Source organism: Bacillus sp. FAU18, assembly GCF_056033885.1.
Genome location: NZ_JBVYHZ010000003.1, coordinates 145,011 through 163,535 on the forward strand (window position 1 = coordinate 145,011; position 18,525 = coordinate 163,535).

An 18,525-nucleotide genomic window follows, 5' to 3' on the forward strand; every position below is an offset into this window, starting at 1 on the left:
TCGGCTTACAACAAAAAAGAACAGCTGCTCGCTGTCCTCATTTAAAAATATTGAACCATCCTTTATGTACAAACCAAATCAGCATTCCAATCACAAGTGCGGCCATCAGGCCAAGTACAGCGAAATATCCGTATTTCCAATGCAGCTCCGGCATAAAGTCGAAGTTCATACCGTATACACCGGCAATAAAGGTGAGCGGGATGAAAATGGTTGATACGATCGTCAGTGTCATCATAATCGCATTCATCCGGTTTGAGTTTAGCGTCACGTAGCTGTCACGCAAGTCGGACGTCATGTCACGGTTGGATTCCACAATTTCAGACAACTTTAACAAATGATCATATATGTCGCTGAAATAGGCTTTCGTTTCCCGCTGCTCTTTCACATGGTCAAGGCTTAAAATCCGATAGAGCAAATCACGCATCGGGATAATTGTCCGTCTCAAATGCAATAGGTCTGTTCTGAGATCAAACACCTCGTTCATCAGCGTCCCATACGTTTTGTGGGGACGGCTTTCTTCAATTTCATTCAGCCGGTCTTCAATTTTATACACGAGAGGAAAATATTCATCAACAAGCTGATCCATGATCATATAAGAAATATGCCCGGGCCCTTTTGTCAATATGTCCGGTGAAGCATACAAACGCTCCCGGACTTTAGCGATACCGGGCGTTTCGTGTAAATGAAAGGTGACGACAAATTTTTCACCTTGAAAGATATCGACTTCCTCCATCTCAAGTGTTTCCTTATTCAGCGCATGAATCACGTAAAAACGATAGCCGTCATAATGGTCAAGCTTGGGCCGCTGCATATGCTGGAAGCAATCCTCAATGGCAAGCGGGTGAAAATGAAAAAAATCTCTCAATAACGCCGTTTCCGTATCCTCCGGGCCGTAAAAATCAACCCAGTACCATGCAATATCAAGCTGTTCCACTCGTTCGATCGGTATATTTTTCAGCAGCTGATGCTCTGTTGTGATTGCGGTAATGTTGATCATAAACAACCCTCCACCTGCCATTATATCATGCGGTCTTTATGAGAAAAGTATACGGTACTCTCTGCCTAATTCCAATGGCATGTTATACTGAACAAAAACGGAAAAAGGGTGGATCTCATGTGGAAGGAAAAAGTATCTGTCACGCCTCCGTATCATTTTGACCGCGTGCTGGACAGGCTGTCTTTAGACCCCCTCAATGCTGTTGATCGAGAGGCGAGGGAAGTCCGTGTGCCAATCAGAAATCAAGCGGGGGACGTATGTATTGTAAAGGTACAAGCGTTAGGACATGCAGGCGATCCTGAGTTCCTCGTCAGCGGGGAAACGGATCAGGGAGAAATGATGAAGGAAATCAAGCGGATTTTTCAATGGGAAAATCATTTGCAGCACGTTCTGGATCACTTTTCAAAAACGAGCCTGTCCGCTATTTTTGAAGAGCATGCAGGGACTCCGCTTGTTCTGGACTACAGCGTGTACAACTGCATGATGAAATGCATTATCCACCAGCAGCTCAATCTTTCCTTCGCTTACACGCTAACAGAACGGTTTGTTCATGCGTTTGGCGAGCAGAAGGATGGCGTGTGGTGCTATCCAAAGCCGGAAACGATTGCGGAACTCGATTATCAGAATCTGCGTGATCTGCAATTCAGCATGAGAAAAGCGGAATACACCATTGATACATCAAGGATGATCGCAGAAGGCACACTCAGCTTGTCAGAGCTGCCGCATATGGCGGATGAAGACATTATGAAGAAACTGATCAAAATCAGGGGTATCGGCCCGTGGACCGTGCAAAACGTCCTCATGTTCGGACTTGGCCGTCCCAATTTATTCCCGCTTGCCGATATCGGCCTCCAGAATGCCATCAAACGCCACTTTCAGCTGGACGATAAGCCGGCAAAGGATGTCATGCTGGCGATGAGCAAGGAGTGGGAGCCTTATTTAAGCTATGCGTCTTTGTATTTGTGGAGGAGTATAGAATAATTCATCTGACAATGAAGGAAATTCTGCAAACGTGTTATACTAGAAAGATGTGAAAAAAACATTTCACTTTCTGCCTTCTGCAGAAAGCTTCATATAGAAACGGAGAGAACAACGTGAACCAACAAAAGAAACAGGCGCCCGTCGAACTGAAGGTCGGACAAACCTTTCCGCTGACGATTAAGCGTCTCGGCATTAACGGAGAAGGTGTCGGCTATTTTAAGAAAAAAGTCGTCTTCGTGCCCGGCGCGCTTCCTGGCGAAGAAGTTGTTGTGCAGGCCACAAAGGTCCAGCCGAAGTTTTCGGAGGGCCGCATTAAGAAAATTCGCAAGGCGTCTGAGCACCGGGTGGCACCGCCTTGCCCTGTTTATGAACAATGCGGCGGCTGTCAGCTTCAGCACCTTGCATACAGCCAGCAGCTTCGGGAAAAACGCGATATCGTCATTCAGTCTCTTGAACGCCATACGAAGTTTAAAGTTGAAAACATGGAAATCAAAGAAACGATTGGCATGGACAATCCGTGGAATTACCGCAATAAAAGCCAATTCCAGATCGGGCGCTCGCAAAGCGGCAGCATCATCGCCGGCTTATACGGCCTTGATTCTCATGACATCGTTCCGATTAAAGACTGTATCGTTCAGCATCCGGCAACGAACAAAACAACAGGCATCGTCCGCCGCATTTTAGAGGACTTCAATGTGTCTGTTTATAATGAAAGAAAACGAAAAGGCGACGTTCGCACGATCGTGACGAGAGTCGGCTTTGAAACAGGTGAAGTGCAGGTCGTGCTTGTAACCGCAAAAGAAACGCTTCCGCACAAGGAAGAAATCGTCAAAGCGATTCAAAAGCGATTGCCAGAGGTCACATCCATTATTCAGAATGTAAACGGGGCGAAAACCTCAGTGATTTTTGGTGAGAAAACAAAACAGCTCGCCGGAAAAACAGTAATTCAAGAAGTGCTCGGCGACGTATCTTTTGAATTGAGCGCCCGCGCTTTCTTCCAGCTTAATCCGGAACAGACCGTCAAGCTGTATGATGAAGTGAAAAAAGCGGCGCAGCTGACCGGAAAAGAAAAAGTCGTTGATGCGTATTGCGGCGTCGGCACTATCGGCATGTGGGTGGCGGACGGAGCGAAGGAAGTCCGCGGCATGGACGTCATCAAGGAATCAATTGACGATGCCAAGAAAAACGCCAAAAAACACGGCATGGCAAATGCCACATACGTAACAGGAACAGCCGAGCACTGGCTCCCGAAATGGACGAAAGAAGGCTTCCGCCCGGACGTCGTCATCGTAGACCCGCCAAGAACGGGCTGTGACAGCACGTTCCTGGACACGATCAAAAAAGTCAAACCGAAACGCTTCGTCTACGTTTCCTGCAATCCATCCACGCTTGCGAAGGATTTGCAGACGCTGTCGAAGGACTATCGCGTGGACTATATTCAGCCTGTCGATATGTTTCCGCAGACGGCGCATGTTGAAGCAGTGGCGAGACTTGTATTGAAATCGTCTAACTAAAATAAGAAATACCTAATCAGACCTGGATTTCGGTAAAATAAACAATTCCGATTTCCGGGTCTTTTTCATGTGCAGCCCTTGTCCTGACTGTCTTTTCCCAATTTTATCTTCCTTCTATTCGCGGAGATCTTTATTTTAACTAGCGAAAAGAGTTGAAAAAACGTGTTGAAAAGCGGGTGAAAAACAGCGTTATTTAACCGGAAAAATTTCCTTCCAGTATGATTAAAATACATGAGTAGAATGATGTAAAATCATAGATATTTTTTCATAATTTGTAAAATTATATATTGACTTGCAGTTATGACGTGTGAAATATTGATTATAGGAATATAAGGAAAGGTATGGCGTATATCATTTCAAGAGTCATTCGATTTAAAAAGTTGAAACATTGTAATAAACGAAAGAGGTGAAAATGATGGCCAACCCCATTTTAAAATGAATAACGTATGAGCACTACAACAAATAAATAATAGTGCCGAGACGATAACAACTATTACAGTAATACCTACAATGGTTATATCCTTGCGACAATCATGCTTCATAATATAAATTTTAGATTGACACTTGGCTAAAAAGTATTGCAGAGAAGGAAATGGATAACTAAATGGATAAAGTATATAAAAAACGACCGTTATATAAAAGAAGTTGGTTTCAAACATTTTTGGCATTTTTAGTATCTCAGCTTTATTTTAATTTTGTAGAATTAACGGGATGGGGTCCTAATTATAGAGAAATGAATGGGTTCCCAGCAAACATAGTTGAACTGGATTTCTATCAAACATATCTTTCATTCTATGATAATCCATGGTTTAATATTATTACTGTTTTCTTGGGAGTTTTCACTATTATACAAATAATTACAGGTATAACAAAGGATATTCGAAATTAAAGCAATAACTTCTGATGACTTATTAATGATGAAAGAAAATGAACGCTTTCTTAATTATCTTATGAGTGAAGACTGCGACACTTAGTCAGCAGTCTATTTTATTGGTTCTGGATCAGGATTACCGAATTATAACCCTATACAAATATATAGTAGGTTGCCACTTGCTGCGTTGGTTATTTTCTAAATCATGAGCAAATCCCAAATGATTCAGATTGAAGTTCTTGAATTCTTTTAAATAAGGGTTTATTTTCTCTTCTCATCCTCTTTACTCCATGTGATTCACAAGTGGTAGCAGCTTAAGTAGGTTTTTTCATTCTCTCGAGTACTCAGTTATACCACCCCCAACTCAATTTGCTTAATCAAAGTTTATCTCTTGAAATTAGTTTTTCCGCAAATATGATATAGAGTTACGGATATGGTGTAGTGTTAAATATCTTATCTTCAATAACAGGGCAATTATTTTGCGTTGGTAATATGGAGAACTCATATGATATTCTATTTAGGTTGGAATTCTTTTTATCCAAAAAGTTCAAAAGTAAGGCCACTAAGAAAGACGAAGGTCAGCGCCAGTGTTAACCACAATATATGGTGTAGATAATCATCCCACGTGAAATGTTCAAAATTTACTATAGATTGATAAGAAATGCTTTCGCATGCGATAAGTGTAAAAAGAAAGCATTGTCAGTTTTTTAATATTGAGTTACAGGTATAGCCGTACCCCCTAATGAAAGGATTTGATTTTTGTTATGAAAGAAAATTTCTGGCGTGAACTACCACGGCCATTTTTTGTACTGGCACCAATGGAAGATGTGACAGATGTTGTTTTCCGGCATGTAGTAAGTGAAGCAGGCAGACCGGATGTATTTTTTACAGAGTTCACAAACTCAGAGAGCTATTGCCACCCGGATGGGAAAGATAGCGTGCGCGGCCGTTTGACTTTTACAGAGGATGAACAGCCAATTGTGGCCCATATATGGGGAGATAAGCCTGAAAACTTTCGTAAAATGAGTATTGGCATGGCAGAGTTAGGATTTAAAGGGCTAGATATCAATATGGGCTGTCCTGTGCCTAATGTGACACAGAACGGTAAGGGAAGCGGTCTTATCCGCCGGCCGGAAGTTGCAGCAGAATTAATACAAGCTGCAAAAGCAGGGGGATTGCCCGTAAGCGTAAAAACTAGACTTGGTTTCACGGATGTAGACGAATGGCGCGAGTGGCTGACACACATTTTGAAACAGGATATTGCCAATCTTTCTATTCATCTGCGTACAAGAGCAGAAATGAGCAAAGTAGATGCGCATTGGGAGCTCATCCCAGAGATTAAGAAACTTCGTGATGAGGTGGCACCAGATACACTTTTGACGATCAATGGTGATATCCCTGACCGCCAAACTGGCTTAAAACTTGCTGAACAATACGGTGTTGATGGAATTATGATTGGGCGTGGTATTTTTACAAATCCATTTGCCTTTGAAAAGGAGCCGAAAGAGCATAGCAGCAAGGAATTGCTTGATCTCTTAAGGCTGCATCTGGATCTTCATGATAAATATTCAGCATTAGAAGCCCGTCCGTACAAGCCTCTTCCTCGCTTTTTCAAAATTTATCTCCGCGGGTTCCGAGGGGCAAGTGAATTAAGAAATCAATGCATGAACACAAAGTCAACAGATGAAGTGCGTGCATTGCTCGACGACTTTGAAAGAAAGTATCTTGATGGGATAGAGTAACAGCAGTGCTTGATTCAAAAAAGGCTAACAAAATAAAGGGATTTTTACACCATTCTTGACTAAAATAAACCTGGATTTTCGGTAAAATAAACAATTCCGATTTCCGGGTCTTTTTTGTACGCAGCTTTTACTCAGCCTGTCTTTTCTCTAATTTATTGTCAGAAAATAATGGTATATTTAGTGGAGATATCTTATAAAGGGGGAGAGAAAAATGAAACGGCTATGCATCATCCCTTGCGGCAAGAAAAAAATCTGGGACGTCCAGCCTGATGCCGGGCCGGTAAGAGCAGAGGACGCTTATCTCAGCCCGTTTCATCAGGCGTGCGAGCGGTATGCGAAAACATTTTTCGATGAGTGGGTGATTTTGTCGGCGAAGCATGGCTTTCTTCGCCCTGATGATCTCGTTTCGGGAAATTACGATGTCACTTTTGGCACCGGTCATCCGGAAATCATGACAGCGGACGAGCTGCGCCGTCAATTTCACGAAAAAGGCTTTTCAGACATCGAAGAGCTTGTCATGCTTGGCGGGAAAAAATATCGAAGCGTTCTAAATGCCGTCATCGGAGAGCACCAGCATATCAGCTGGCCGCTATCATCATACAAAGGCATAGGCTATATGCTCCAAGCGCTGAACCGGGCTGTTGAAGAAAAGCATGAACTGTAGCACGTACATATGAAGAAAAGAGTGGGAACATGAAAAAACTTGTGTTTGGCTTGCTTGCCATTGCATTATTCGGATGCGGACTATATATCTATCATGTATGGTTCGGTGATCCATTTTCGAAAAATGCTGCAGAACAGAAGCTAGTCTCTTATGTGAAACAAACCTATCCTAAGAAAGAAATCAAGATCACGAATGGGGTATATAACGCTAAAACCTCTGAATATGTATTCGAAGCAACCTCCCAATCTCATCGCTACCCAATGTGTACGAAGGGATTTCTGCATCCTAAAGTAACGTGCGATGGAATTGAAGAAGCGTATACCGAATCAGTATCAAAACATGTAAATGAAGAAGCAACGAAGGCAATCGAAGCAGATCTGAAAAAAGCGGTTCCTCGACTTATAAAAGCTGATGCTGCTTTGAGTATTGAAAACGGACAGTTCACGTTAGATACAAAATGGAACAAACAGCTGGCTGAAAAAGCGCCTATGAGCATGACGATTCAGTTAGACGCCAGCGGGTTATCAAAAACAGATGCCGCAAAGATGGCGGAAAAGGTCAGAAAAACGCTTAATGAAAAGGGATATACATACTCAAACGGCACGATAGACTGTATGCAGAAGGACGGGGACGGCGGTATCGCATATGTCAAATATTCAATTGATTTTCTTTCAAAAGCAGCTATTCAGTCAAACGATGCAGAGAAACTAGGAAGTTAAAAAGATTTCCAAGGAAATAAATACGTCGATCATTGTCAAAGGCCGGGTGATATCCGGTCTTTTTTGCATGCTGTAAAACGAGACAAATGAATCAGTTTGAGACAAAACGAGACACACGTCTCAAACTGTCTCCAAAGTGAAGACGAGAAGACTGATTTTACGGGCTCAAAAGACTGGCACACTTCTTGCATTTATAATGGTGAACCCTAAATAGAAGGAGGCGCACAAAAAAATGGAATTGTTAAAACGAGAGGGCTTGTCATTAACTGAGGAAAAAGCGCTGTGGATGTACCAAAAGATGCTGGAGATCAGGGGCTTTGAAGACAAAGTGCATGAACTGTTCGCCCAGGGAGTGCTTCCCGGCTTCGTTCATTTATATGCCGGTGAGGAAGCCGTGGCTGTAGGGGTGTGCGCTCATTTACATGATGGCGACATCATTACAAGCACCCACAGGGGACATGGACATTGTATCGCCAAAGGCTGTGATCTGGACGGCATGATGGCGGAAATTTTCGGGAAAGCGACCGGATTGTGCAAAGGCAAGGGCGGTTCTATGCACATTGCGGATCTTGATAAAGGCATGTTAGGCGCAAATGGAATCGTCGGGGGCGGCTTTACGCTCGCATGCGGATCAGCGCTCACGGCTAAATATAAACAGACTAAAAATGTAAGCGTTTGCTTTTTCGGGGACGGGGCAAATAACCAAGGCACCTTCCACGAAGGGCTGAATTTAGCGGCTGTATGGAACCTTCCTGTCGTATTTGTTGCTGAAAACAACGGCTATGGCGAAGCTACCCCATTTGAGTACGCATCAGCCTGTGATTCAATCGCCGATCGGGCGGCTGCTTATAACATGCCGGGGGTGACAGTTGACGGCAAAGATATTTTAGCAGTTTACCAGGCAGCCGAGGAAGCGATAGAAAGAGCAAGAAACGGCGGCGGCCCGTCTTTGATTGAATGTATGACCTACAGAAACTACGGCCATTTCGAAGGAGATGCCCAAACCTATAAAACGAAGGATGAAAGAGTTGAGCATCTTGAAGAAAAAGATGCCATTCAAGGTTTTAAAAACTACCTTTTAAAAGAAACAGATGCTAATAAGCTGTCAGACATTGAACAGCGTGTCAGCGAATCGATTGAAAAAGCCGTCTCGTTCAGCGAAGACAGCCCATATCCAAAAGATTCGGAGCTGCTGACAGATGTGTACGTGTCATATGAAAAAGGAGGAATGTAAGAGATGGCGAGAGTCATAAGCATGTCAGACGCGATCAATGAAGCAATGAAGCTTGCGATGAGAAGAGACGAAAATGTGCTTTTGATCGGTGAGGATGTCGCCGGGGGAGCGGCGGTCGATCATTTGCAGGATGATGAAGCATGGGGCGGTGTATTAGGGGTTACAAAGGGGCTGGTACAGGAATTCGGGCGCACAAGAGTGCTGGACACTCCGATTTCTGAGGCGGGCTATATGGGTGCGGCTATGGCTGCGGCATCAACCGGTTTGAGACCGATTGCCGAGCTGATGTTTAACGATTTTATCGGCACGTGCTTTGACCAGGTGATCAACCAAGGGGCGAAATTCCGTTATATGTTTGGCGGAAAAGCGCAAGTGCCGATTACCGTCCGCACCACATACGGAGCAGGGTTCCGGGCCGCTGCCCAGCATTCACAATCGCTGTATGGCCTTTTCACGAGCATTCCTGGACTGAAGACGGTTGTTCCATCCAATCCGTATGATGCCAAAGGTCTTCTGCTTGCAGCAATAGAAGATAATGATCCGGTGTTCTTCTTTGAAGACAAAACGTCCTACAACATGAAGGGCGAGGTGCCGGAAGATTATTATACAATTCCCCTCGGAAAAGCGGATATCAAACGCGAAGGCAATGATGTCACGCTCTTTGCAGTCGGCAAGCAGGTCAATACCGCGCTTGAAGCGGCTGCACAGCTTTCAGAGAGGGGCATCGAAGCCGAGGTCCTTGATCCCCGCAGTCTGTCTCCTCTGGATGAGGATGCGATTTTCACATCGTTAGAAAAAACAAACCGGCTGATCATCATTGATGAAGCCAATCCGCGATGCAGCATTGCCACAGATATTGCTGCGCTTGTTGCTGACAAGGGCTTTGATTTGCTTGATGCGCCGATTAAACGGATTACAGCGCCGCATACACCGGTTCCGTTTTCACCAGTGCTTGAAGATCAATATTTGCCGACACCAGATAAAATTGTCAGCGTCACGCTTGAATTGCTTGGCGAGCCGGCAATGAATTAAAGGGGGGACACAAATGGCGGTAAAAGTAGTGATGCCAAAATTGGGAATGGCCATGAAACAAGGGGAAGTATCGATATGGAATAAAAAAGTAGGCGACCCGGTTGAAAAGGGAGAAAGCATTGCCAGCATTCAATCGGAGAAAATTGAAATGGAGATCGAAGCGCCTGAAAAAGGAACGCTGATCGACATCAAAGTGAAAGAGGGGGAAGAGGTTCCGCCTGGCACAGCTATCTGCTATATCGGGGACGCCAATGAGTCGGTGCAGGAAGAGGCGGGGGCGCCTGTTGCTGAAGACAATATGCCGCAAGCCGTTCAGCCCGTCAAACAAGAAAACAAACCCGCAGCCTCCAAAAAAGATCGAATGAAAATATCTCCAGTCGCCAGGAAAATAGCAGAAAAAGCAGGATTAGACCTAAAACAACTGAAAGGTACTGGACCAGGCGGAAGAATCGTGAAGGATGATGTGACAAAGGCGCTGGCTGAACAGAAAAAAGATCAGGCAAAGCCTGTTTCGGAACAGATAGCGCAGGAAATCCCGGTGACAGGCATGAGAAAGGTCATCGCTGCCCGAATGCAGGAAAGCCTGGCAAACAGCGCGCAGCTGACGATCACGATGAAAGCTGATATCACCAAGCTTGCCACTCTTCAAAAACAACTTTCACCAACTGCTGAAGAGAGATACGGCACAAAACTGACGATCACTCATTTTGTCTCAAGAGCCGCCGTTCTCGCTCTGCAAGCTCACCCTGTGCTGAACAGCTTTTATCAAAATGAGTGCATCATCACACATCCCCATGTACACCTTGGTATGGCTGTAGCCTTGGAAAATGGCTTAGTGGTGCCTGTAATCCGCCATGCTGAAAAGCTACCGCTGATAGAACTGGCTCAATCCATCTCAGAAAATGCCAAAAAAGCACGCGAGGGACGTGCGGGAAGCGAAGAACTGCAAGGCTCTACCTTCTCCATTACAAACCTTGGCTCGTTTGGAGTTGAGCATTTCACACCGATACTAAATCCGCCGGAAACAGGCATTCTCGGCATCGGAGCAAGCTATGACACGCCGGTGTATCAAGGGGAGGAGATCGTCAGAAGCACGATCCTGCCGCTCAGCCTGACATTTGATCACAGAGCGTGTGACGGCGCCCCAGCCGCTGCATTCCTGAAGGCGATTAAAACATATTTGGAAGAACCCGCAGCATTAATTTTATAGGAAAAGCAGGTGAAAACGACATGACATTAGCCATTATCGGCGGCGGACCTGCAGGCTATGCGGCTGCGGTTTCCGCGGCACAGCAGGGCAGAAACGTGCTGCTCATTGACAAAGGCAAGCTTGGGGGGACCTGCTTGAATGAAGGCTGCATCCCGACAAAGTCTTTGTTAGAAAGCGCAAACGTTCTTGATAAAATCAAGCATGCCGACAGCTTTGGAATCGAACTTCCGGCAGGTGCGATATCAGTCGATTGGAGTAAAATGCAAAGCCGAAAACAACAGGTTGTCAGTCAGCTTGTCCAAGGCGTTCAGTACCTAATGAAGAAAAATCAAATACAGGTTGTAAAGGGAACAGCCTCCTTTCTTTCTGAAAGAAAGCTTTTGATCGAAGGAGAAAACGGAAAAGAAATCAGAGAGGCGGACCAAGTATTGATTGCCTCCGGATCAGAGCCAATCGAGCTGCCATTCGCCCCGTTTGACGGCGAATGGATCATCGACAGCAAAGACGCGCTTTCTCTTTCCGAGATTCCGTCTTCACTAGTCATTGTCGGCGGCGGTGTCATCGGGTGTGAGTATGCAGGGCTGTTCGCCAGATTGGGATCGAAGGTGATCATCATTGAAACAGCGGACCAGCTGATCCCGGCTGAAGATGAAGATATTGCCCGTCTCTTTCAGGAGAAACTTGAGGAAGACGGTGTCGAAGTGCATACTTCATCCAGATTAGAGCGGGTGGATCAAACGGCCAAAACGGCAATATGGAAAAGCGGTCAGCGAGAGTTTAAAACGAAGGCCGATTATGTGCTGGTGGCGATCGGCAGAAAACCCCGTCTTGACGGATTACAGCTGGAACAGGCCGGAGTTGATTTTTCTCCAAAGGGCATTCCAGTGAATGGGCACATGCAGACGAACGTGCCTCATATTTACGCGTGCGGAGATGCTATAGGGGGCATTCAGCTGGCGCATGCCGCTTTCCATGAGGGCATCATCGCTGCTTCTCATGCTTCCGGAAGGGATGTCAAAATCAATGAGAAACATGTGCCGCGCTGCATCTATACGTCCCCGGAAATCGCGTGTATCGGAATGACAGAACGACAGGCAAGAAGCATATACGGGGATGTGAAGATCGGCGAATTTTCTTTTTCCGCAAACGGCAAGGCGCTCATTAAACAGCAAGCGGAAGGAAAGGTCAAAATCATGGCTGAACCGGAATTCGGCGAAATCGTGGGTGTCTCGATGATTGGCCCGGATGTAACCGAGCTCATCGGCCAAGCGGCAGCGATCATGAATGGTGAGATGACGGCAGATATGGCGGAGCATTTTATCGCCGCCCATCCGACTTTATCGGAAACATTGCATGAGGCGCTGTTAAGCACGATCGGCCTTGCGGTACATGCATAATAAAGGAAAAAGCAGGCGCATGGATATAAGGCGCCTGTTTTTTTATTGTTGAAAGCGCTTTATTTTTCCCCTACAATAGATGAAAACGGCGTGTAAGGGAGGAGCGATCAAGGAAATGAATTCGGTCCCAAACGATTTGCAAACCTGGAAACGTTTTGTGAAAGACGGTGTGCTTGACGAAGCCCGATTAAGAAAACGGATTGCCGAGTCATGGCATCGCTGCAAAAAAGCTGAGGTCAATCCTTATTTAGAAAAAGGCCCGAAGGTTTTACAGCAAACGGAGCTGGATCATCAGTCAAAAAAGCATTCATTCTTCTTGACGACCGCAAAGCCTTACCTCGAAAAACTGCTGCCTGCCATAAAAGAAATGGAAATGATGGCGCTGTTAATTGATTCAGACGGTGTTGTTCTGGCATTGGACGGCCATCCCCGCGCGCTCTATGAAGCCAAACGCATCAACTTTGTCGAAGGGGCATGCTGGACGGAAACGGCTGTCGGAACAAATGCGATTGGCACGGCACTCCACATCAGCGAGCCGGTTGCGATACAAGGATCAGAGCATTACTCCATTGCTTCCCATCTTTGGAACTGTTCAGCCGCTCCGATTCACCATAAGGATGGCAGCCTTGCGGGTGTGATTGACATATCGTGTCCGGCGGCAGGCGCTCATCCTCATATGCTCGGTATTGCCACTGCGATCGCCTATGCAGCTGAACGGGAACTCGCAGCTAAAAGCCGTGAGAAAGAGCTCGAGCTGATCAGCCGTTTTGGAGAGAGGGCTGCATCCAGTGTGCCGATGGTGCTATGCAATACCAAGCAGCAGATCATCAGTGCGAGCATACCGATTCAAACCTCAATGCCGGATTGGCAGGGCCGGCACCTGTATGAGTTGAAGGAACGGGGCTACTCAATCGAAAAAGCTGTCACCATAGGAGATGGCGGCACTTGTTTTTATCTTTCGGAACAAAAGAAAAAGAAGGTGTTTCGATTCAATGGAGTGATCGGGAAAAGCGGCCGATCGCAAGCGATGCTGATGAACCTTGAACGTGCAGCTGCGGCAGATGCAACGGTCTGTTTGTCGGGCGAAACTGGTACGGGAAAGGAAGTCGCGGCTCGCGCGCTTCATGAGAACAGTGAGAGACGGCACGGTCCGTTTGTTGCTGTCAATTGCGGAGCGATTCCGTCTGATTTGATTGAAAGCGAACTGTTCGGATATGCAGAGGGCGCTTTTACGGGAGCGAAACGAAATGGCTATAAAGGCGCCTTTCAAAAAGCGAATCAAGGCACATTATTTTTAGATGAAATCGGAGAAATTTCCCACTCGATGCAGGTTGCACTTTTACGGGTGCTTCAGGAACGCAAGATAACGCCAATCGGCGGGACGAAAGAAATTCCGGTTGATATCAGAGTTATTGCCGCCACACATTGTGATTTACGAGAGCTTGCCGAAAACGGAAAAATCAGAGAGGACTTGTTTTACCGTCTTCATGTCTATCCAATTGAACTCCCTCCATTACGCGATCGCACCGAGGATATCCCGGATCTCTTTGAGTACTACAAACAGAAGAATCATTGGCCAGGCGAACTTCCTTCTGATTTTTGTAATGTGCTGAAGCAATGGAAGTGGCCGGGAAATATTCGCGAGCTGTTTAATGTATTTGAACGTCTTTCTATCAGATTTCCGGACGGCCGGCTGAGGGATGAATCGCTTCCTGCTTTACTGGAAGCCGCTGGATTGCCGGCCAGCTCTGCAGAAAAAAAGCCAGCTGCTGCCGGCGTGCTTACTTTTCGTGAGCAAATCCAAAAGGATATGATGATCAAAGCGCTTGAATCTGCAAAAGGAAACGTCTCTCAAGCCGCAAAAATCAGCGGGATCCCCCGAAGCACTTTCTACAAACGCCTAAAAAAATTCAACTTGTCCGCTGAATCATAAAGCATACTTCCTTCAGGAAATGGAAACGTTATGTATTGAAGGAGGGTGTTACGATGAATATTCAAAGGGCGAAAGAAATTGTAGAATCTCCCGACATGAAGAAAGTAACATATAACGGCGTTCCTATATACATTCAGCACGTGAATGAAGAAAACGGAACAGCAAGAATTTATCCGCTTGACGAACCGCAAGAGGAGCATGAAGTGCAGCTGACTAACTTAAAAGAGGATTAAACAAAAATGGCCCGCTTCATAAGCAGGCCATTTTGTTATCCGCGCGGCGCAAATAAAATAACACAGACACCGATGAGACAAATGAATGCGCCGATCCAGTCATACAGATCAGGTGTTTTCCGGTCAACAAGCCATCCCCACAGGATCGCAAGCACGATGAATACTCCGCCATAAGCGGCGTATACACGGCCGAAGGATGGGAAGGACTGAAACGTAGGAAGAATGCCGTATACAATGAGGATCAGCGCCCCGGCGATTCCGTAGCCGGCTGGCTTTGCCTCTCTCAGCCATAGCCAAACCAGATATCCGCCGCCAATTTCGGCAAGCCCTGCCGCGAGAAATAAAAGAATGGTAATCAGCATCATGAGCACTCCTCAATTTGCATTTATCTTTCATTATAGAGGAGGAGAGCTTTTAAAGCTTCGGATGATTCTCAAATTCCTTCAAATACGCTTTTCGCTGAACCTCTGTAAATTGGCTGATCCAATTGTTTTGAGCCTCTTCATTCAAATGGGGAAGGATATAGCGTTCAACCGCTTCGAAAAACAGCGGATTCGCGATGATGTTCCATGTCGGGATGCGAACGATTTTCCCATCTGTTTTCTCGATGATAATATCCTCAAAAAAGATCCCTTTCAAACTGTATTGATGGCGTCCCATATAAAGCCGCTTCACCTCGGAAAACAGCACGCTGCGCTTTCTCGAGAAGATTTTGCCACTAGGTCCGGTCTTTATGGTGAAAATGACATTTCCACGGCTTGTGAACGCAGGAAAAGCCATAAAGAATGTGATCAATCCATAAATCATCGCCAGTAATCCGCCGCCCAAATAAAGCAGGGCATATTTAGATTCAAACGTGAGGGCTTCAGACACCAGCCAGACTCCCACAATAAAGGCGCCCCCTGTAGCGAGGAACAGCCAAGCCCTTAGAAACATCATGCTTTTTACTTCAATCATGTGCTGCCCCTAAAGCTTCGGGTGATTCTCAAATTCCTTCAAATACGCACTGCGTTGGATTTCTGTAAACTGTCCGATCCAATTGTTTTGAGCCTCTTCATTCAAATGGGGAAGGATATAGCGTTCAACCGCTTCGAAAAACAGCGGATTCGGAATGATGTTCCAAGTGGGAATGCGAATGGTCTTCTGATCAACGGTTTGGATCAATATATCTTCCTGGAAAATTCCTTTTAGACTAAATTTATGGCGGCTCATCTCAATTTTCTTGATATCAGTAAACGTAACAGACACTTTGTCAGTGAACACTTCTCCATTTTTTCCTGTCTTGATGCGGAAAATGGTATTTCCCCGCGGGGTGAAAGCCGGAAAGAAGATGATAAATAAATATAAACAAAACAAGGTGAACAGAAAGCCAGCAGGAATGGCTAATAGGTAATATTTCGTTTGAAACGTAATACCCATATAAAAGAGCCACAAACATGCTAATCCCATACCGGCAGATCCGACAAAAGCCCATATTCTCAGGAACATTTTGCTTTTGACTTCAATGATTTCTTGGTTTTTCAATGCTTTTCTCCTTTTGTTAATTCAATTCTTATCATTTTGAAATGATTTGATTTACAACATCCTTATGAGCAGGGAGGATAGAAAATTCATTCTGGGTGATGCCTGTGACAAGCCAAGTATGGTGGGCCCCCGGCAGGACAAATGCCATGTCAGCCACTTCAGGAGTGTTATCTTTGCCATATGCCAGACGCATAAGTGTATCCATTTTCCCTTTCCGCAAAGCCAGATCATTTGCAAATCGGGTAACGTCCTCTTGGTGGTCATGTTTTTCAAGGAACTCTTTTAGATATGAAGGGTTGTCTGAAGCGCCCTCCAAGAGTTTTTCAAATTCATTTGATGTCAATGTCACAATCGATTCTCTTTTATCCTCTGTATCTATTATATGTAAAAACTCATCTGTCTTAGCAAGTAACCCTTCACTTGATTCCATTTTTGTAATGCGATGGACTTGTTCATCAAAAAGGAGTTCGTGAGAGTAGGTGCCGAATTTTGATATATGGCAGGACACATTCTGTTCGGCGCCTTGCCCGTTAAATTTAGAAAGCTTCACTGTATAGTCAGCGTCGTTTAATACATGGATAAACGGACAGTACTCGTCCTTTAACCGATATTGATGGTTCCGATATTCCGCTGCATCCTTAGCTAAGAGTGAGCGGCAAGCTGCTTCGAACAAAGCGCCGAGCTGTTCATCTTCTATTTCCGGAAAATAGGCCTGCTTCAAGGCCATCCCCTGTTCAAAAAACCCTTCGCTGTAAAAGCAAAACAAGAGTTCTTCTATGCTAATTGTAAACTGCTTCATTGTTTATTCTCCTATCCAAATGAAAATTTCCCTTTAAGGAAATGGGTTGCGCCGTGTATGAGCGAATCCGCTGTTTTCTTTGCTTTTTCCATTCCTTTTTTCGCGCTGTCTATCCCTTTATGTATCGATTTATTCGCCGCATCTATGCCGTCATTCACTGATTTGACGACTTTGCCGGCTGATTCCAGCCCTTTTTTGGCTGTATCAACGACAGCATGGATCGGTTCTTTCAGCTTTAAGGCTGCTTTTTCGGCAAAACCGGCTGTATATTTGGCGATTTGTTCTCCGACGACTCCGCCAATGTATGAACCTGCTGCCCCAAGAAGGACAGTACCCACAGGTCCTGCAAAGCTTCCAATTGCACCGCCGATGACAGCACCAGCTGTGGCACCGCCGGCAACAAAAATCGTATTATTCACAGCATTCCCGACAGCCTTGGCGTTTTCACGCTTGAGAACTTCGGGTTTGTCCTGGTATTTTGCATAATTTTCAGCAATTTTCACGCCTGCTCCGAATGTTTCGGTCGCACCGGTAATCAGTGTGGCGGTAATGGCATTTCCTTTCGCGAATCTCAAGCCCGTTTTTCCCACATCCTTCAAAGTGGAGCGTACGCCGGCTTCATTAAGGAATCCTTTTGTGTAGCTTCTGACGCTGTTTGAAAATTCCACCGTGTCCTGAGGGAAGTATTTTGTAAACTTTTTATGTACCAAATCTGAAAATGGACGGTTTGTCTTTTTCAACAAATATTTAGGATTCAAAAGCACTCTTGCCGCTTTTTGATAACGTGAGCTGTCAACAGCCCTGGAAATATCCAAGAGCAGTTTTGAGTGCTGGGCTGTATGCAAGCCGCTTGGCTGTTTCACAAATTTTGTAAGCCCTAACCCGTAATATTTTCCCTGTGTCAGCATAAGAGCGGTTAAGCTTGTCATCGTACCGTATTTGTCGTAGGCATTGTAGAGCTTTCGCAAAATATCATCTTGTTCCACAAATTTATCGCCCGTTTTTCTGATGAAAATCTCATTGTCACTCAGCTTAGTGACTAGCGCTTTTCCTGAGCTCCACGCATCGCCGACTCCGGAAAAACAGCTGCTGTAGCGGGGATCGCATTGCAAAATCATCTGCCCCAGCTCCACATGCAGGTCCTTATATTTGTTTTCCATATCAGTTAATTCAGTGACTACATCATTTGCAAGCTGTTCGAGCTTATCCGGATCAACTGCAATGTTTCCTGACACACCGTTCACCTCCCGAGTTTATGTCTTTCCTCTCTTGCTTTACGCTCCAGTTCTTCCATTCTGGCAATTTCAGCTTTTCGTTCTTCTATTTTGACAGCGGCAGCCTTCAGCTCTTGGCTTGTTTCAAGCAGCTCCTGTTCGAATTGATCGTAGGCGGCTTTCGTTTCCTCGAAATCCTGGTCAAATGAATCTCTTGCTTTTCCCTGCCAAGCATCTCCCAATGCAGATAACCGGGATTCAAGCAGCATTTTGGAGCTTCTGACCTCTTCTGCGGCCGCACTGTACTTGTTTGCCAGCTCAATGACTTTATATGAGTCCAACTTTTGTCCCCTGCCTTTTCTAAATTCACGCACAATTGGATGTTTTATATAAATGATTATAAATAATTCGGCATGTATCCGAATCGTACAAAAGAACCTTTTCATAAGAATTGGAAGGGC

General features: G+C 45.3%; 19 protein-coding genes. 12 read left to right on the forward strand and 7 right to left on the reverse strand.

Features of this window, described 5'->3' with window-relative positions; all coding sequences use genetic code 11:
- Positions 1-37 precede the first annotated feature (37 nt).
- On the reverse strand, positions 38-997 hold the full coding sequence (corA, locus tag AC0OMU_RS00905) for a magnesium/cobalt transporter CorA (RefSeq protein WP_474240840.1): 960 nt from the start codon (positions 995-997) through the stop codon (positions 38-40).
- Between the two features lie 117 nt (positions 998-1,114).
- Here corA and AC0OMU_RS00910 point away from each other — a divergent pair, with 117 nt between their 5' ends.
- The 12 genes from AC0OMU_RS00910 to AC0OMU_RS00965 all read left to right on the forward strand — a co-directional run bounded on the left by AC0OMU_RS00910 (position 1,115) and on the right by AC0OMU_RS00965 (position 14,527).
- Positions 1,115-1,978: a DNA-3-methyladenine glycosylase family protein gene (locus AC0OMU_RS00910; protein WP_181218587.1), complete on the forward strand. Its 864-nt coding sequence runs from the start codon at positions 1,115-1,117 to the stop codon at positions 1,976-1,978.
- 113 nt (positions 1,979-2,091) lie between these two features.
- The gene (gene rlmD, locus AC0OMU_RS00915; RefSeq protein WP_063335692.1) at positions 2,092-3,492 is read left to right on the forward strand and encodes a 23S rRNA (uracil(1939)-C(5))-methyltransferase RlmD; all 1,401 of its coding nucleotides are present in this window, start codon (positions 2,092-2,094) and stop codon (positions 3,490-3,492) included.
- A 604-nt stretch (positions 3,493-4,096) separates the two neighbouring features.
- Positions 4,097-4,381, forward strand: coding sequence for a YfzA family protein (locus tag AC0OMU_RS00920; protein WP_047182286.1), 285 nt, complete (start codon positions 4,097-4,099; stop codon positions 4,379-4,381).
- 746 nt (positions 4,382-5,127) lie between these two features.
- Complete coding sequence (locus tag AC0OMU_RS00925; protein ID WP_063335693.1) at positions 5,128-6,105, forward strand: tRNA dihydrouridine synthase; 978 nt, start codon at positions 5,128-5,130, stop codon at positions 6,103-6,105.
- Between the two features lie 211 nt (positions 6,106-6,316).
- Complete coding sequence (locus AC0OMU_RS00930) at positions 6,317-6,769, forward strand: DUF6884 domain-containing protein (RefSeq protein WP_003233638.1); 453 nt, start codon at positions 6,317-6,319, stop codon at positions 6,767-6,769.
- A gap of 29 nt (positions 6,770-6,798) precedes the next feature.
- Positions 6,799-7,488, forward strand: a complete 690-nt coding sequence (locus AC0OMU_RS00935; protein WP_100506791.1) for a YfjL-like protein — start codon at positions 6,799-6,801, stop codon at positions 7,486-7,488.
- A gap of 232 nt (positions 7,489-7,720) precedes the next feature.
- Complete coding sequence (gene acoA / locus AC0OMU_RS00940) at positions 7,721-8,722, forward strand: acetoin:2,6-dichlorophenolindophenol oxidoreductase subunit alpha (RefSeq protein WP_474240841.1); 1,002 nt, start codon at positions 7,721-7,723, stop codon at positions 8,720-8,722.
- A gap of 3 nt (positions 8,723-8,725) precedes the next feature.
- Positions 8,726-9,754, forward strand: a complete 1,029-nt coding sequence (gene acoB, locus AC0OMU_RS00945) for an acetoin:2,6-dichlorophenolindophenol oxidoreductase subunit beta (protein WP_063335697.1) — start codon at positions 8,726-8,728, stop codon at positions 9,752-9,754.
- A 13-nt stretch (positions 9,755-9,767) separates the two neighbouring features.
- Positions 9,768-10,964, forward strand: a complete 1,197-nt coding sequence (gene acoC, locus AC0OMU_RS00950; protein WP_474240842.1) for an acetoin dehydrogenase complex dihydrolipoyllysine-residue acetyltransferase — start codon at positions 9,768-9,770, stop codon at positions 10,962-10,964.
- A gap of 20 nt (positions 10,965-10,984) precedes the next feature.
- Positions 10,985-12,361, forward strand: a complete 1,377-nt coding sequence (gene acoL, locus AC0OMU_RS00955) for an acetoin dehydrogenase complex dihydrolipoyl dehydrogenase (RefSeq protein WP_015482962.1) — start codon at positions 10,985-10,987, stop codon at positions 12,359-12,361.
- Positions 12,362-12,476: 115 nt separating this feature from the next.
- Positions 12,477-14,294, forward strand: coding sequence for an acetoin dehydrogenase operon transcriptional activator AcoR (gene acoR / locus AC0OMU_RS00960; protein ID WP_474240843.1), 1,818 nt, complete (start codon positions 12,477-12,479; stop codon positions 14,292-14,294).
- Positions 14,295-14,347: 53 nt separating this feature from the next.
- A complete protein-coding gene (locus AC0OMU_RS00965; RefSeq protein ID WP_015383119.1) occupies positions 14,348-14,527 on the forward strand; it encodes a small acid-soluble spore protein H in 180 nt (59 codons plus the stop codon).
- Positions 14,528-14,562: 35 nt separating this feature from the next.
- On the opposite strand, the gene AC0OMU_RS00970 is transcribed toward AC0OMU_RS00965, so the two are convergent.
- From AC0OMU_RS00970 to AC0OMU_RS00995, 6 genes are read right to left on the reverse strand one after another with little or no spacing between them, the layout of a single operon-like run.
- Positions 14,563-14,892 carry a YnfA family protein gene (locus tag AC0OMU_RS00970; RefSeq protein ID WP_015383120.1) on the reverse strand — a complete coding sequence of 110 codons (330 nt, stop codon included), beginning with the start codon at positions 14,890-14,892 and terminating at the stop codon, positions 14,563-14,565.
- A 49-nt stretch (positions 14,893-14,941) separates the two neighbouring features.
- Positions 14,942-15,484, reverse strand: coding sequence for a YfjD family protein (locus AC0OMU_RS00975; RefSeq protein ID WP_474240844.1), 543 nt, complete (start codon positions 15,482-15,484; stop codon positions 14,942-14,944).
- A gap of 9 nt (positions 15,485-15,493) precedes the next feature.
- A complete protein-coding gene (locus AC0OMU_RS00980) occupies positions 15,494-16,051 on the reverse strand; it encodes a YfjD family protein (RefSeq protein ID WP_474240845.1) in 558 nt (185 codons plus the stop codon).
- 31 nt (positions 16,052-16,082) lie between these two features.
- On the reverse strand, positions 16,083-16,850 hold the full coding sequence (locus AC0OMU_RS00985; RefSeq protein WP_474240846.1) for a hypothetical protein: 768 nt from the start codon (positions 16,848-16,850) through the stop codon (positions 16,083-16,085).
- A gap of 11 nt (positions 16,851-16,861) precedes the next feature.
- Complete coding sequence (locus AC0OMU_RS00990) at positions 16,862-18,085, reverse strand: hypothetical protein (protein ID WP_474240847.1); 1,224 nt, start codon at positions 18,083-18,085, stop codon at positions 16,862-16,864.
- A 5-nt stretch (positions 18,086-18,090) separates the two neighbouring features.
- A complete protein-coding gene (locus AC0OMU_RS00995) occupies positions 18,091-18,405 on the reverse strand; it encodes a WXG100 family type VII secretion target (protein ID WP_003243177.1) in 315 nt (104 codons plus the stop codon).
- Positions 18,406-18,525: the final 120 nt, after the last annotated feature.

Bases quoted from the DNA above. Each gene is read 5' to 3' on its own strand.
- AC0OMU_RS00965 (WP_015383119.1), top strand. From the start codon at position 14,348: ATGAATATTCAAAGGGCGAAAGAAATTGTAGAATCTCCCGACATGAAG.
- AC0OMU_RS00910 (WP_181218587.1), top strand. From the start codon at position 1,115: ATGTGGAAGGAAAAAGTATCTGTCACGCCTCCGTATCATTTTGACCGC.
- AC0OMU_RS00935 (WP_100506791.1), top strand. From the start codon at position 6,799: ATGAAAAAACTTGTGTTTGGCTTGCTTGCCATTGCATTATTCGGATGC.
- AC0OMU_RS00925 (WP_063335693.1), top strand. From the start codon at position 5,128: ATGAAAGAAAATTTCTGGCGTGAACTACCACGGCCATTTTTTGTACTG.
- AC0OMU_RS00930 (WP_003233638.1), top strand. From the start codon at position 6,317: ATGAAACGGCTATGCATCATCCCTTGCGGCAAGAAAAAAATCTGGGAC.
- acoR (WP_474240843.1), top strand. From the start codon at position 12,477: ATGAATTCGGTCCCAAACGATTTGCAAACCTGGAAACGTTTTGTGAAA.
- AC0OMU_RS00970 (WP_015383120.1), bottom strand. From the start codon at position 14,892: ATGATGCTGATTACCATTCTTTTATTTCTCGCGGCAGGGCTTGCCGAA.
- AC0OMU_RS00920 (WP_047182286.1), top strand. From the start codon at position 4,097: ATGGATAAAGTATATAAAAAACGACCGTTATATAAAAGAAGTTGGTTT.
- acoL (WP_015482962.1), top strand. From the start codon at position 10,985: ATGACATTAGCCATTATCGGCGGCGGACCTGCAGGCTATGCGGCTGCG.
- acoA (WP_474240841.1), top strand. From the start codon at position 7,721: ATGGAATTGTTAAAACGAGAGGGCTTGTCATTAACTGAGGAAAAAGCG.
- AC0OMU_RS00985 (WP_474240846.1), bottom strand. From the start codon at position 16,850: ATGAAGCAGTTTACAATTAGCATAGAAGAACTCTTGTTTTGCTTTTAC.
- acoC (WP_474240842.1), top strand. From the start codon at position 9,768: ATGGCGGTAAAAGTAGTGATGCCAAAATTGGGAATGGCCATGAAACAA.
- acoB (WP_063335697.1), top strand. From the start codon at position 8,726: ATGGCGAGAGTCATAAGCATGTCAGACGCGATCAATGAAGCAATGAAG.
- AC0OMU_RS00975 (WP_474240844.1), bottom strand. From the start codon at position 15,484: ATGATTGAAGTAAAAAGCATGATGTTTCTAAGGGCTTGGCTGTTCCTC.
- corA (WP_474240840.1), bottom strand. From the start codon at position 997: ATGATCAACATTACCGCAATCACAACAGAGCATCAGCTGCTGAAAAAT.